Source organism: Corticimicrobacter populi (assembly GCF_003123725.1).
Classification (GTDB): Bacteria; Pseudomonadota; Gammaproteobacteria; order Burkholderiales; family Burkholderiaceae_B; genus Corticimicrobacter; species Corticimicrobacter populi.
Map to the genome: position 1 here is coordinate 49,168 of NZ_QETA01000006.1, position 13,420 is coordinate 62,587.

The window sequence follows — 13,420 nt, forward strand, 5'->3', positions numbered from 1 at the left end:
ACGGATAAAACGCCACTGATTATTCGTGAACCCTCAGACCTTGTCGAACGCAAATTTCCTTTTCCGGTCGATCAATTATTCTTATCTGCGTGCCGTGCGAGTCCAGGCGTTGCTGTGCTGCTGCATGACCGGCTTGCATATAGGGGATTGCCCACCCGTTCCGCACGATTTCTGTGGCGTACAGTATCATCCGGGGTTATGAATATCCGCTTCCTCGAAACCTTCCTGTGGGTTGCCCGCTTGCGCAGCTTCAAGGCTACCGCGGGCAAGCTCAACCTGACACAGGCAGCTATTTCAGGACGGATTGCCGCCTTGGAGGAAGAGGTCGGGCAGCAGTTGTTTGATCGCGGCATGCGCGATTTGCCTCTGACGCCAGCCGGTCGGGCGTTGCTGTTCTATGCTGAGCAGATGCTTGAACTGGAAAGCAATATGCGGCGCACGCTGCGCGGCCCCGAAGAACTGCGCGGACTGGCACGGATCGGGATTGTCGAGTCGGTGGTTCACACCTGGTTCGCGCCCTTCATCAAGCGCCTGCAGGAAACCCATCCAGGTCTTGAAATCGAGCTGACGACGGAATCTACCCGGCGTCTGCATGACCTGTTGCGCAGAGGCGTGGTGGATGTCCTGCTGCAGACGGATCCGCTGATCGAGCGCGATGTCCGCAATCGTGACCTGGGGGCGCTGGAACAGGGCTGGATCTGCAGCACCGATGCGGATATTCCGGAGCGTCTGTCCCTGGCCGAACTGGTCGAGCATCCGCTGGTGACTTTCCCACGACACTCGCAGCCTCACTTGCAATTGCTGGACCTGCTGATGCACCAGGGCGTGCAGGCGTCGCGGATTCACTTCGTGTCATCCATCTTCGCCTGCGTGCAATTGATCCGGACCAATCAGAGCATTGCCACGCTGCCGATTGCCACGGTCCGTGATCAGATTTCTGCGGGTAAACTGAGGGTGGTGCAGTGCGATGTGCAGATGCCGGCGCTCAAGCTGGTGGCGACCTGGCGTCCTGATCCGGTGGCGTCTTTGTCAGAGGCAGTCGTGACGCTGGCCATGGATGAGATGCATCGCTATGCCTCGGCCTGGCCCGACGATACGACGCCGCCGCTCGATAGCGGTGTGCTGGTTATTTAATCATGTGATTGACAGCCTGCAATAGGCTGCATCTATACTCCAGAATTGTTTTCACTTACAGAGGCCCTGCTTCATGACCTCCCATTCCGCGTCCGCAACCGCAGGCGGCACCACTCCGGGCAATCTGCGTCGCTCGATCTCCAATACGCTCAAGGGCTCAGCCGGCAACCTGGTCGAGTGGTACGACGTTTACGTCTACTCGGTCTTTGCCATCTACTTCGAGTCGCAGTTCTTCTCGCCCGAAGACAAGAATGCGACGCTCTATGTCTGGGGCATTTTTGCCATGACCTTCCTGATGCGCCCTATCGGTGCTTGGTACTTCGGCCGTTTTGCCGATCGCTATGGGCGTCGGCTGGCACTGACGGTATCCGTCACGATGATGGCGGCCTGCTCGTTCGTCATCGCGATCACGCCCAACATGGCGGCCATCGGCATTGCGGCTCCCATCATCCTGCTGCTGGCCCGCCTGGTGCAAGGGTTTGCCACCGGTGGCGAGTATGGCACCAGCGCGACCTATATGTCCGAGGCTGCCATTCCCGGACGCCGCGGTTTCCTGTCCTCCTTTCACTATGTGACGCTGGTCGGCGGCCATGTGCTGGCGCAACTGACCTTGCTGATCATGCTGACTTTCCTCGAGATTCCGCAGATTTCCGAATGGGGCTGGCGTATTGCGTTCGGCCTGGGCGGGATTGCCGCGATCGTCGTGTTCTGGCTGCGCCGGACAATGGACGAGTCGCTGGGCGCAGAGTCCATCGAGGCCGCCCGCAGTGGTCGTGCCCGTGCCTCCGGCTCCTTGAAGGAACTGTTCGTCAATCAATGGCGGCCGCTGCTGCTGTGCTTCCTGGTCACGGTCGGGGGCACGGTTGCGTTCTATACGTATTCGGTCAATGGCCCCAAGATGATTCAGTCGGCCTTTGCCGGTGGTGATGTCATCACGGGTACGCTGATCAACCTGGGACTGCTGACCTTCCTGATGCTTTTGCAGCCGGTCGGTGGCTGGTTGTCGGATATCGTGGGCCGCAAGACGCTGCTGGTGTTCTTCGGTTTTGGCGGAGTGTTCTACACCTGGTATCTGGTGACGGCCCTGCCACAGCAGACCGATCCGTGGACCGCCTGCCTGATCCTGGGGGTCGGTTTCGTGATCCTGACCGGCTATACCTCGATCAATGCCGTGGTGAAGGCCGAGCTGTTCCCGACTCATATCCGCGCATTGGGCGTGGGACTGGGCTATGCGCTGGCCAATTCGGCCTTTGGTGGGACCGCTCCGGTGCTGTACCAGGCTGCCCTCAAGGCTGATCAGGTATCGTCGTTCGTGATCTATGCTACGGCCGTGATGGCGGTGTCGCTGGTGGTCTACATCTTCTTCCTCAAGAACAAGGGAGAGAACTGGCTCGACCACGAAAAGGGCATGTATGACCGGCTGGATGCCAAGCGCTGACGGCGTGGGGTTTACGTCGAGGAGGCCTGTTGTCGGGGCCACTTCATTTCTGAGCCGTCACTGACAAGCGGGCCTGGACGATTCGTCCAGGCCCGCGTCGCATTTGGAGAGGTCATAAAATGAAGGTCAATCCACCCTAGGGGTTTTCCCGGCTGAAAAACAGGGGGATAGCGGGTGGCAGGGCCGATTTGTGCTGGTGCCGGCCTGATAAGATTTTCTTATTCTTGCGGATGACAATAAACAGTTTGCCGTCCCTTTTTCCATTCGACAGAATCGCTGCAATTAGGCGATTTTGCCTGCATCGAGCATGGAGAAACCAAGTGACTTCTGTTATCCGCCAGGATCGTGCCGCAATGGGCGAGCTGTTCATCTGGACCGACATCGACCCGGCCCACGAAGGGGACTTCAACCAGTGGTATGACCGCGAGCACATGGCCGAGCGTGCCGGTATCCCCGGTTTCAGCTGGGCGCGTCGCTATCGTGCCGCCAATCTGGACGGGCACCAGCCTGCCCGCCGCTATCTGGCGCTGTATCGCACGGAATCGATGGGCGTATTCGGCAGTGAGCCCTATCGCAAGGCGTTTACCCAACAGACCGAATGGTCGCTGACCAATTTTGGCCGCATGGGCAACACCTGCCGCCGTGTGATGATCGTGTCGCCGCTGGCCGGTGTCGGTACGGGGGCGGCGCTGGGTCTGCTGCAACTGGGCGATTTGCTGACGGCCGAGCGCGCTGCTGCGCTGGCTGCCGAACTGGCTCAGGTTGATGGTGCACTGACGGTGCGCGTGCTGACCCCGGATCCCGAACTGTCCACGCCGCTGCCTTCCGAAGATCCTGCTGGTCGTGTGCTGGAGCCGGTGTTGCTGATCGACGCCACGACGCCTGAGGCTGCGGTGGCTGCCGTCAAGCTGGCAGCGGACAAGCTGGCCCTGGCACAGGACAAGGCCCATATCTACAGTTTGCTGTGGGATTTGCAATCGAGCGATTTGCAGGCCTCGCGCTAATTACCCCTCTGACACGGAGAAGCCACATGAAAAAAGCATTGACGATGGCCCTGGCGACGCTGTTCGCCGGTACGGTCCAGGCCGCGACCTGGAATATGTCTGCCGAACAGCCGGATGCCAACTACCTGACCCAGAATGCGCGCCAGTTCGCGCAGGAAATCCAGGAAGCCACCAAAGGCGAACTGGAGATCAAGGTTCAGTCCAACAGTACGCTGCTCAAGCGGCCCGAGGTCAAGCGCGGTGTGCAGCAGGGCGTAGTCCAGGTGGGCGAAGTGCTGGTTGCCGCCATGGGCAATGAAGATCCTCTGTTCGAAGTCGACAGTGTGCCGTTCCTGGCGTCGTCGTTCGACGAGTCCGAGAAGCTGTGGAAGGCGACCCGTCCTTTCCTCGAACAGCGCCTGGATGCGCAGGGCATCGTGCTGCTGTACTCGGCCCCCTGGCCTCCTCAGGGTATCTATACCAAGAAGCCCATCGAAAGCCTGGCTGACCTGGCTGGCGTGCGCTTTCGCGGTTACAGCCCGGTGACCAGCCGCCTGGCCAGCCTGATGGGGGCGACACCCACCACGGTGCAGACACCCGAAATTCCGCAGGCCTTCTCGACGGGCGTGATCGATGCCATGCTGACCTCGCCGGCCACGGGCGTGGACACCCAGGCATGGGATTACGTCAAGCATTACTACGATGCCCAGGCCTTCATTCCCCTGAACTTCGTGATCGTCAACAAGCGTGCCTTCGACCGCCTGTCGCCCGAATCCCAGCAGGCCGTGCGTGATGCGGCTGCTCGTGCCGAGACGCGTGGCTGGACCGATGCCCGCGAACAGACCCAGAAGCTGACCGACATCATGGCCCAGAATGGCATGGAAGTCGCACCGCTGCCGCCCAAGCTCGCAGAAGAACTGCGCGCCATCGGCGAGCGCATGGTCGGCGAATGGAAAGCCAAGGCCGGCGAAGACGGCCAGAAGCTGCTGGACGCCTATCAGCAACAATAAGCGAGAGCACTATGCCACTACTTGATCGCCTTGCCACGCTCAGCGGGTTTGTCGCCGCGCTGTTCCTGGCCATGATCGGCATCGTTGTGGCTGCGCAGATTGTCGGCCGCCTCATGGGTCATCAGATCCCTGGGGCGGACGATCTGGCTGCGTGGTCGATGGCGGCCTCGGTCTTTCTGGCGTTGCCCTATACCCTGCTGCGCGGGGATCACATCCGGGTCACGCTGTTGTTGCAATTCCTGCCTGAACGGGCGGTCAAACCGTATGAAGTGGTGGCGACCCTGATCGGCTTCGCTCTGTCGGCCTGGGGTGCATGGAGCGTCAGCGAGTTTGTCTACGAATCCTATGTCTATAACGAAGTGGCCCAGGGCATGCTCAATGTGCCCTTGTGGCCGGTGCAGATCTGTATGCCGATCGGCATGACCCTGCTGGCCGCGATCATGCTCAAGCGGCTGATTGCCTGCATTCGTGGTCAACAGATCGAACGTGTGGAAGGAGCCAGCCATGGGTGATATGTTTCAGGCTGTCGTCCTGATTGGCACGCTTCTGATCCTGTTGGCCGGGGGCGTCTGGGTAGCGCTGGCATTGATTGCCTGCGGCCTGCTCGGGCTGGTGTATTTTGCTGACGCGCCTGCCGGGATCCTATTTGCGACCAAAGGCTGGGACGCGACCGCGAACTGGGCACTGACGGCATTGCCACTGTTCATCTGGATGGGCGAGATTCTGTATCGCACCCGTCTGGCCGAAGATATGTTCAACGGTCTCGCGCCCTGGGTACGTCGTCTGCCGGGTCGGCTGGTGCACGTCAACGTGCTGGGCTGCGGCATTTTCGCGGCAGTGAGCGGTTCTTCGGCCGCGACGGCTGCGACGATCGGCAAGATTTCGTTGCCGGAACTCAAGGCGCGTGGCTACAACGACGGCATCAGTATCGGCTCGCTGGCCGGTGCGGGTACGCTGGGCCTGCTGATTCCGCCGTCGATTGTCATGATTGTCTACGGTGTCTCGGCACAGGTGTCGATCATCAGGCTGTTTATCGCAGGCATCGTGCCGGGCCTGATGCTGATGGTGCTGTTCTCGGGCTACATCGGCCTGTGGTCGTGGCGCAATCCGGACAAGGTTCCCCCCATGGAGCCGGCGGTGCCGCTGCGCGAAATGTTCGGTCGCCTCAAGCTGCTGCTGCCGGTGATGTTGCTGATCGCCGGTGTGATCGGTGCGATCTATACGGGCCTGGCGACAGCCACCGAGTCGGCAACGGTCGGCGTGATCGGTGCGCTGCTGATCGCGGCTGCGGGCAAGTCGCTGACGCTCAAGTCGTTCTTTGAGAGCCTGCTGGGCGCGACTCGTACTTCCTGCATGATCTGCTTCATCATGCTGGGTGCCGCCTACCTGACCAGTGCCATGAGCTTTTCCGGCCTGCCTGCCAACCTGGCAGCCTGGATCTCCTCGTTGGGTCTGAGCCAGTACCAGTTGATCGCGGTGCTCACGGTGTTCTTCATCATCCTGGGGGCGTTCCTCGATGGCATTTCCATCGTGGTGCTGACCACAGCGGTTCTGATGCCGGCCATCCAGGCAGCCGGTATCGATCCGATCTGGTTCGGTATCTTCCTGATCCTGGTCGTTGAAATGGCACAGATCACGCCACCCGTCGGGTTCAATCTGTTCGTGATCCAGAGCATTACCGGGCGCAACCTGTTCGAGCTGGTCAGGATGTCCTTCCCGTTCTTCCTGATCCTGGTGCTGGCGGTAGTGATCATCAGCATGTTCCCGCAGATCGTGACCTTCCTGCCGGAAGCCATGCGCTGATTCTGCACATATCTGCCACACTGAAAACCGGGCTGTTTCGTACAGCCCGGTTTTTTTGTGTTGGGCGGCTTGACTCGCGAAGCGCTTATTTTAAAATTGAGCACTATTATCATTTGCGTTTTTCGGGCAATCGTGGAGGGCAGGTTGGTGGCAGAATCGGGAGTGCGGGAGCAGTTGCACGAACTGTACCGCGATCACCATGCCTGGCTGTTCGATTGGTTGCGCCGTCGCCTGGGCTGCCGCCACAATGCTGCCGATGTGGCGCAGGACACCTTCGAGCGCCTGCTGGCATCGCGCAACGCCTTGCAAGGGCAGCGCATTCCGATTGACGAACCACGGGCCTATCTCACCACCACGGCGCGGCGATTGCTGATAGACCGTGCGCGCCGCGAACAGGTCGAACGTGCCTACCTTGAGGCGTTGCATGCCAGGGCCCAGGATGTTGCCGGCTACCCCTCTCCCGAACAGATCATGGAGGCCGTGCAGGCGCTGGCACATATCTGCGCCGTGCTCGAAGGTGTCTCGGCCCGTGCGCGGGCCGCCTTTCTGCTTCATTATCTGGATGGCTGGACGCATGCCGACGTGGCGACGCATCTGGGGGTCTCCGCCAAGATGGTGCAGAAATATCTGGTTCAGGTGCTGCTGCATTGCCACAGCCAGAGCCGTTGAGTCGACAGCATGGCGCGCAACAAACCGGAGCAGGATGAAATTGCCAGTCAGGCAGCGCACTGGCTGGTTCTGCTGTCGGTGGATGACGAGCATGAGCGAGCTGGCACACACGCTGCATTCGAGGCCTGGAAGCGGGCCGATCCACGGCATGCCGAGGCTGCTGTGGCAATGGAGGGGTTGCTGGGCCAGGTGGGTGCGCTGCGTGCCAACGGCGGGGCGGCGCTGGGGGCAAGAACCGTATCCTCCGTGCTGACCAGCGGTGGCCGTCGTCGTACTCGCGCAGGTCTCGCAATACTTTTACTGGCTGGCGTGGCCTTGCTGCCAGGCTGGCTGGTGCTGCGTACCTATTCTCCTGCCTACCTGCTGGCGGATATTCGCTCGGGCGTGGGGCAATGGACCAGCGAGACGCTGCCGGATGGCACGCGGCTCATGCTTAATGCTGCCAGCGCAGTCAACCTGCGCTACGACGCAGGGCAGCGCGTGGTCGAGCTGATCCAGGGCGATATGCTGGTGGACGTGGCCAAGGATGCCACCCGGCCTTTCATCGTGGAAACACGGGATGGCAGCATGCGTGCGCTGGGCACGCGCTTTCAGGTCAGCCGCCAGTCTGATGCGACGCAATTGGGGGTGTTGGAGTCGCAGGTCGAGGCGCGATCCGGCACGGTGACAATGCCGGTTGATCAAGCAACCCGCCGGGTCGATGCGGGATGGCAGGTGCGCATCACTGCGCAGGGTGTCGGGCCGTTGGTTGCGCTTGACGTGCCGGCCATCGAGGATGCATGGCAGCGGCGGCGTCTGCTGGTAGACGACCAGCCTCTGACCGAAGTGCTGGATATCCTGAGCCGTTATCGGCGTGGCGTGCTCCGGTATGACGCCCGTGCCTTGGCGGGTATCCGGATTTCGGCTGTCCTGCCTCTGGATGACACGGATCGGGCGTTGCAGTTGCTGGAAGTCAGTCTGCCCGGTTTGCGCGTGCGCATGTTCACTTCCTATTGGGTGCAGGTGGACAGCGTGCCTCGTCCCTGACTCGATAGGCGTTTCACCGCAAGGCAATTTTTTTGACGAGGCCGGTTCTATTTCCTGTTTTTCGTGCGTCAAGCAAGAAAGAACACTTGAAACAGGAGAATGCCGAGATGGCCACTTTATATCGTTCCAGGACGGCAAGCCGTACCGTACCTGGTGCCCGTCGCTTTGCCATGTTGCGTCGCCTGCCACTCTTGGCGGCCATCGGTCTGATGGCTCTGAATGTCCCCCAGGTGCGTGCTGATACCGAGGTGGCCGAGGGAAGCATTGTCTACGACATCCCGGCGGGGTCGCTGGCAGATGTGCTGCGGCATTATGCCCAGCAATCGGGTGCCGACATCGTGATCGATGCGAGGGGCGCGCTGGCAGGGCGCAGCAGCGATGGGCTGCAAGGACGGCATGGCGTGGCGGAAGGGTTTGACATCCTGTTGCGTGGCACGGGCTATCGTGCCGTGCGTACCGGGGCGGGCTATGTACTGCAGGCGTTGCCGGCAGAACCGTCTGCTGGCGTGTCGACGCTCGATGCCGTAATGGTCCAGGGGCAAGCCGTGCGCAGTGCAGCCACGGATGGCAACGATAGCTATGCCGCACGCTATGTGAGCCTGGGCAAGGGCACTCAGTCCTGGCGTGAAATCCCGCAATCAGTGTCGGTCATGACCCGTAGCCAGATGGATGACATGGGGGCCGTGACGGTCGCGGAGGCGATGGGCTACATGACCGGGCTGACGCAATCAGATTATGAGGGCACTGAAAAATTCAATGCGCGCGGGTTTGCAACCAGTGCCCAGTTCGACGGCGTTCCCCAGCAAGACTTTGGCACCCATCTGGATCTGGCGATCTATGACCGGGTTGAGGTGCTGCGCGGGCCTTCGGGTCTGTTGACCGGCACAGGCGAGCCGGGCGGCGCGATCAATTATGCTCGCAAGCGGCCACGCGATGCCGCGCATGGGTCGGCGGCGTTGACGGCCGGGTCCTGGTCATACCGGCGTGCCGAAGTGGATGGCGGCGGGCCGCTGAACGAAGCCGGCACCCTCCGGGGGCGAGTGGTGGGTGCCTGGCAGCGGGAGGACAAGTTCTACGAACTGGGGCACAACGCACCACGCACGCTTTATGGGGTGATCGAGCTCGACCTGTCCGAGCGCACGACACTGGGCGTCGCTGGCACCTGGCATGAGCGGCAGTTTCGCAATTTCAACGGGTTGCCTCTGTATGCGGACGGCAGCCTGCCCGGTCGTGATGATTATGTAGGATCAGACCGGCTTTCCAAGTATCGCGAGCATGACTACAGCCTCGACCTGACGCATCGTTTCGACAATGGCTGGACCGCCAAGGCCACCTATATGCACCGGCGCGAGCGTTATCGGGGTTACTCGGCCTTTGCCGGCAGTGCCCTGGATACTGCCACGGGACGTGCCGGTATTTCAGCTGGCCGGATTGCCAATGATTTTGAATGGGATCAGGGCGACCTGCAAGTCTCGGGGCCGGTACGACTGCTGGGACAGGAGCATTGGCTGGCGTTGGGTTACAACAGTAGCCGTTATGAGTCGACGACGGGTAGCCGTTTTGTCTGGCTGCCTGATTGGGCTCCACTCCAGGATCATGATTTTGGTGCGGCATTCGATGCGCCGGTGACCAATTTCAACCGCAGCGTGACGAAGCAGTCGGGCTTGTACAGCACGGCACGGATTCGGCTGGCCGAGCCGCTGACCCTGGTGCTGGGAGGGCGCTGGACCGATTACCGGCTCAAAAGCCGGCAGGTTGCCCCGGTCGCCAGTAGCTGGACGCGCAGTGCTGCAGACGTCGATAGCGAGTTCACACCGTTCGGCGGGCTGGTCTGGGACGTGGCCGATAACATGACCGTATATGCCAGTTATGCCGATATTTTCGTACCGCAGGACGAAGAAGATGTCAGCGGCCAGACACTGCGCCCGCGCGTGGGCTGGCAGGCCGAGGCAGGGGTCAAGGGTGAGTTTCTGGATGGCAGGCTGAACGCTTCGCTGGCGGTGTTCCGTATCCGGGATACCAACCGCGCCATCACGGACGACGCGAACATCGGCTGCGGTGGGACGCCCAACGGGGCCTGCTATCGCGCTGCCGGCAAGGTACAGAGCCAGGGCGTCGAGATGGAGGTCAGTGGGCGTTTATCACCTGGTTGGGATGTCATGGCCGGCTATACCTATACGGATGCCAAATATCTGAGCGACTCGGATCCGGCCAATGTCGGGCGGCGCTTTGGTGCCGATGTGTTGCCGCGCCACCTGCTCAGGCTGTGGACGCATTACCGGTTTGGTCCCACCGATTTTGATGGTGCGCTGACTGGCTGGCGGATCGGTGCAGGTCTGCAGGCTCAGAGCAATGTCCAGACCGCTTCGATCAGGCAAGGGGCATATGCGACCGTATCGTTGCGTCTTGGCTACCGGTTCGATGCGCACTGGGATGCTTCGCTTGCAGTCAACAATCTTTTCGATCGTACGTATCTGCGCACGCCGGGTCACGCGACCTTCTACAATCTGTATGGGGCACCACGCAATGCCATGTTGACCTTGCGCTACGCTTTATAGGGTTCCCTTTGCGCAACACGGGATAAGACAAAGTCAACATAGGTGTTGCCATATCCCGTGATTGCGTATAGAATGGCCTGCTTGCCTAGATAGTTTTGTCGGGCAAGGTTAACTTTCCAGATTTCAACCCAGGGCGATGGCAAGGCGCAACAGTGCTGAGTTATTACCTGACGGGACCAAAACTGGTGGAATCGGTGGGGTGATCGCAAGGTCTTCCGGCTATTTCCGCTAAGTTGGAACAGGATAAATCATGATTCAAATGCAGACCACGCTGGACGTGGCCGACAACACCGGTGCACGTTCCGTCATGTGCATCAAGGTGCTCGGCGGTTCCAAGCGCCGTTATGCCGGCATCGGCGACATCATCAAAGTGAGTGTCAAGGATGCGGCTCCCCGCGGGCGCGTCAAGAAGGGCGAAATCTACAACGCCGTGGTGGTTCGCACCGCCAAGGGCGTTCGCCGCAAGGACGGTTCGCTGATTAAGTTTGGTGGCAATGCCGCCGTGTTGCTCAATGCCAAGCTGGAGCCCATCGGCACCCGCATCTTCGGACCGGTCACGCGCGAGCTGCGTACCGAAAAGTTCATGAAGATCGTGTCGTTGGCCCCGGAAGTGCTGTAAGGAGCGGATGATGAACAAAATTCGCAAAGGTGACGAAGTCATCGTTCTGGCTGGTCGTGACAAGACGCGTCGCGGTACCGTGCTGGAAATCGTGGGCGAAGACCGCGTGCTGGTCGAAGGCGTGAACGTCGTCAAGAAGCATGCACGTCCCAACCCCTCGCTGGGTACGGCTGGCGGCATCGTCGAAAAGACCCTGCCCATCCACATCTCGAATGTGGCAGTGTTCAACCCGGCGTCCGGCAAGGGCGAGCGGGTGTCGATCAAGGTCGAGCAGGTCGAAGGCAAGCGCAAGGCGGTTCGTGTGTTCCGCTCCAACGGCGCAGTCGTCGGCGCCAAGGCATAAGGAACGAAAATGGCTCGTTTTCAAGAACTCTATCGCGACAAGGTGGCTCCCGCCCTGCGCGAAAAATTTGGCTACAAGAGCGCCATGCAAGTGCCGCGCATCACCAAGGTCACCCTGAATATGGGCGTGTCCGAGGCGGTTGCCGACAAGAAAGTGATCGAACATGCCTTTGGCGACCTGACTCGCATCGCTGGCCAGAAGCCCGTCATCACCAAGACCCGCAAGGCTATCGCAGGTTTCAAGATCCGCGAAAACTACCCGATCGGCTGCATGGTGACCCTGCGTGGCGAACGCATGTACGAATTCCTGGATCGTCTGGTGACCGTGGCCCTGCCGCGTGTGCGTGACTTCCGTGGTATCTCCGGTCGTGCATTCGACGGTCGTGGCAACTACAACGTCGGGGTGAAAGAGCAGATTATTTTCCCCGAAATCGAATACGACAAGGTCGACGCGCTGCGTGGTCTGAACATCAGCATCACCACCACGGCCAAAACCGACGAGGAAGCCAAGGCGCTGCTGGCAGCGCTGAACTTCCCGTTCCGCAACTAAGGGGCGATGACGTGGCAAAACTCTCACTCATCAATCGTGACGTCAAGCGAGCCAAGCTGGCTGCAAAGTATGCGCCCAAGCGTGCTGCGCTGAAGGCGATCATCGACGACGCGTCGAAATCCGACGAAGAGCGCTATCAGGCTCGGCTCGCGCTGCAACAGCTGCCGCGCAATGCCAGCCCCTCGCGTCAGCGTAATCGCTGCGCGATCACGGGTCGTCCTCGCGGCGTTTTCAAGAAGTTCGGTCTCGGCCGCATCAAGCTGCGCGAGATGGCAATGCGCGGTGAGATCCCGGGCGTAACCAAGGCCAGCTGGTAGGAGAAACATTATGAGCATGAGCGATCCCATCGCCGATATGCTGACGCGCATTCGCAATGCGCAACAGGTCGAGAAAGTTTCCGTTGCGATGCCTTCCTCCAAGCTGAAAGTGGCCATTGCCGCCGTGCTGAAAGATGAAGGCTATATCGAGGATTTCGCGCTCAAGGGTACGCCCGCCAAGCCGGAACTCGAAATCGCCCTGAAGTACTACGCAGGTCGCCCCGTGATCGAGCGCATTGAGCGCGTATCGCGCCCCGGTCTGCGGATCTACAAGGGTCGCACCAGCATTCCTCAGGTCATGAATGGCCTGGGTGTCGCCATCGTGTCCACGCCCCGCGGCGTGATGACCGATCGCAAGGCTCGCGCCAATGGCGTGGGTGGCGAAGTGCTGTGCTACGTGGCCTAAGGAGAATCAGATGTCACGTATCGCAAAATACCCCGTAGACCTGCCCAAGGGTGTTGAAGCCAACATTACGGCAGAACAGATCACCGTCAAGGGTCCGCTGGGCACGCTCAGCCAACCCCTGAGCGGCGATGTCGAAATCAAGCTGGAAGATGGCAAGCTGAACTTTGCTGTGGCCAACGAAACCCGTCATGCCAAGGCCATGTCCGGCACGCTGCGCGCGCTGGTCAACAACATGGTCACCGGCGTGAGCAAGGGCTTCGAGCGTCGCCTGACCCTGGTTGGCGTGGGTTTCCGCGCCCAGGTCCAGGGCGAGGCACTCAAGCTGCAGCTTGGTTTCTCGCACGACATCGTGCATCCCCTGCCGGCCGGTATCAAGGCCGAATGTCCCAGCCAGACGGAAATCGTCATCAAGGGCAGTGACAAGCAGGTGGTTGGAGAAGTGGCGGCCAAGATTCGCGCCTACCGCAAGCCCGAGCCCTACAAGGGCAAGGGTGTCCGGTATGCCGACGAGCGCGTCGTCATCAAGGAAACCAAGAAGAAATAAGCGCCCAGGTAAGGACAGATC

The 13,420-nt window shown here is 60.5% G+C and carries 15 protein-coding genes; all 15 read left to right on the forward strand.

Annotated features, from left to right (window positions below):
• The first annotated feature begins 198 nt into the window (after nt 1–198).
• Nucleotides 199–1,134, forward strand: coding sequence for a LysR family transcriptional regulator (locus DD235_RS13240; protein ID WP_109062581.1), 936 nt, complete (start codon nt 199–201; stop codon nt 1,132–1,134).
• A gap of 73 nt (nt 1,135–1,207) precedes the next feature.
• Nucleotides 1,208–2,572, forward strand: a complete 1,365-nt coding sequence (locus DD235_RS13245; protein WP_109062582.1) for an MFS transporter — start codon at nt 1,208–1,210, stop codon at nt 2,570–2,572.
• 353 nt (nt 2,573–2,925) lie between these two features.
• Nucleotides 2,926–3,576 carry a hypothetical protein gene (locus DD235_RS13250; protein WP_338028422.1) on the forward strand — a complete coding sequence of 217 codons (651 nt, stop codon included), beginning with the start codon at nt 2,926–2,928 and terminating at the stop codon, nt 3,574–3,576.
• A gap of 26 nt (nt 3,577–3,602) precedes the next feature.
• A complete protein-coding gene (locus DD235_RS13255; RefSeq protein WP_109062584.1) occupies nt 3,603–4,565 on the forward strand; it encodes a TRAP transporter substrate-binding protein in 963 nt (320 codons plus the stop codon).
• An 11-nt stretch (nt 4,566–4,576) separates the two neighbouring features.
• Entirely contained in the window at nt 4,577–5,077 is a 501-nt protein-coding gene (locus tag DD235_RS13260) for a TRAP transporter small permease (protein ID WP_109062585.1), read from the forward strand.
• Complete coding sequence (locus DD235_RS13265) at nt 5,070–6,368, forward strand: TRAP transporter large permease (RefSeq protein WP_109062586.1); 1,299 nt, start codon at nt 5,070–5,072, stop codon at nt 6,366–6,368. Before DD235_RS13260 ends, DD235_RS13265 begins: the two co-directional genes overlap by 8 nt.
• Nucleotides 6,369–6,515: 147 nt before the next feature.
• Nucleotides 6,516–7,037: a sigma-70 family RNA polymerase sigma factor gene (locus tag DD235_RS13270; RefSeq protein ID WP_239990152.1), complete on the forward strand. Its 522-nt coding sequence runs from the start codon at nt 6,516–6,518 to the stop codon at nt 7,035–7,037.
• Between the two features lie 9 nt (nt 7,038–7,046).
• Nucleotides 7,047–8,063: a FecR domain-containing protein gene (locus DD235_RS13275; RefSeq protein ID WP_109062587.1), complete on the forward strand. Its 1,017-nt coding sequence runs from the start codon at nt 7,047–7,049 to the stop codon at nt 8,061–8,063.
• Nucleotides 8,064–8,170: 107 nt separating this feature from the next.
• A complete protein-coding gene (locus tag DD235_RS13280; protein WP_109062588.1) occupies nt 8,171–10,621 on the forward strand; it encodes a TonB-dependent siderophore receptor in 2,451 nt (816 codons plus the stop codon).
• 250 nt (nt 10,622–10,871) lie between these two features.
• Complete coding sequence (gene rplN / locus DD235_RS13285) at nt 10,872–11,240, forward strand: 50S ribosomal protein L14 (protein ID WP_109062589.1); 369 nt, start codon at nt 10,872–10,874, stop codon at nt 11,238–11,240.
• A gap of 10 nt (nt 11,241–11,250) precedes the next feature.
• Complete coding sequence (gene rplX / locus DD235_RS13290; RefSeq protein ID WP_109062590.1) at nt 11,251–11,583, forward strand: 50S ribosomal protein L24; 333 nt, start codon at nt 11,251–11,253, stop codon at nt 11,581–11,583.
• Nucleotides 11,584–11,592: 9 nt separating this feature from the next.
• The gene (rplE, locus tag DD235_RS13295) at nt 11,593–12,132 is read left to right on the forward strand and encodes a 50S ribosomal protein L5 (protein WP_109062591.1); all 540 of its coding nucleotides are present in this window, start codon (nt 11,593–11,595) and stop codon (nt 12,130–12,132) included.
• 11 nt (nt 12,133–12,143) lie between these two features.
• Nucleotides 12,144–12,449 (forward strand): 30S ribosomal protein S14, encoded by a 306-nt coding sequence (gene rpsN, locus DD235_RS13300; protein ID WP_109062592.1) that lies wholly within the window; start codon nt 12,144–12,146, stop codon nt 12,447–12,449.
• 10 nt (nt 12,450–12,459) lie between these two features.
• Nucleotides 12,460–12,855: a 30S ribosomal protein S8 gene (rpsH, locus tag DD235_RS13305; RefSeq protein ID WP_109062593.1), complete on the forward strand. Its 396-nt coding sequence runs from the start codon at nt 12,460–12,462 to the stop codon at nt 12,853–12,855.
• Between the two features lie 10 nt (nt 12,856–12,865).
• Entirely contained in the window at nt 12,866–13,399 is a 534-nt protein-coding gene (gene rplF, locus DD235_RS13310; RefSeq protein ID WP_109062594.1) for a 50S ribosomal protein L6, read from the forward strand.
• Nucleotides 13,400–13,420 lie beyond the last annotated feature (21 nt).

Excerpts from the sequence above, each read along its gene's own strand:
- DD235_RS13240 (WP_109062581.1), top strand. The coding sequence starts at position 199 with ATGAATATCCGCTTCCTCGAAACCTTCCTGTGGGTTGCCCGCTTGCGC.
- DD235_RS13245 (WP_109062582.1), top strand. The coding sequence starts at position 1,208 with ATGACCTCCCATTCCGCGTCCGCAACCGCAGGCGGCACCACTCCGGGC.
- DD235_RS13250 (WP_338028422.1), top strand. The coding sequence starts at position 2,926 with ATGGGCGAGCTGTTCATCTGGACCGACATCGACCCGGCCCACGAAGGG.
- DD235_RS13255 (WP_109062584.1), top strand. The coding sequence starts at position 3,603 with ATGAAAAAAGCATTGACGATGGCCCTGGCGACGCTGTTCGCCGGTACG.
- DD235_RS13260 (WP_109062585.1), top strand. The coding sequence starts at position 4,577 with ATGCCACTACTTGATCGCCTTGCCACGCTCAGCGGGTTTGTCGCCGCG.
- DD235_RS13265 (WP_109062586.1), top strand. The coding sequence starts at position 5,070 with ATGGGTGATATGTTTCAGGCTGTCGTCCTGATTGGCACGCTTCTGATC.
- DD235_RS13275 (WP_109062587.1), top strand. The coding sequence starts at position 7,047 with ATGGCGCGCAACAAACCGGAGCAGGATGAAATTGCCAGTCAGGCAGCG.
- DD235_RS13280 (WP_109062588.1), top strand. The coding sequence starts at position 8,171 with ATGGCCACTTTATATCGTTCCAGGACGGCAAGCCGTACCGTACCTGGT.
- rplN (WP_109062589.1), top strand. The coding sequence starts at position 10,872 with ATGATTCAAATGCAGACCACGCTGGACGTGGCCGACAACACCGGTGCA.
- rplX (WP_109062590.1), top strand. The coding sequence starts at position 11,251 with ATGAACAAAATTCGCAAAGGTGACGAAGTCATCGTTCTGGCTGGTCGT.
- rplE (WP_109062591.1), top strand. The coding sequence starts at position 11,593 with ATGGCTCGTTTTCAAGAACTCTATCGCGACAAGGTGGCTCCCGCCCTG.
- rpsH (WP_109062593.1), top strand. The coding sequence starts at position 12,460 with ATGAGCATGAGCGATCCCATCGCCGATATGCTGACGCGCATTCGCAAT.
- rplF (WP_109062594.1), top strand. The coding sequence starts at position 12,866 with ATGTCACGTATCGCAAAATACCCCGTAGACCTGCCCAAGGGTGTTGAA.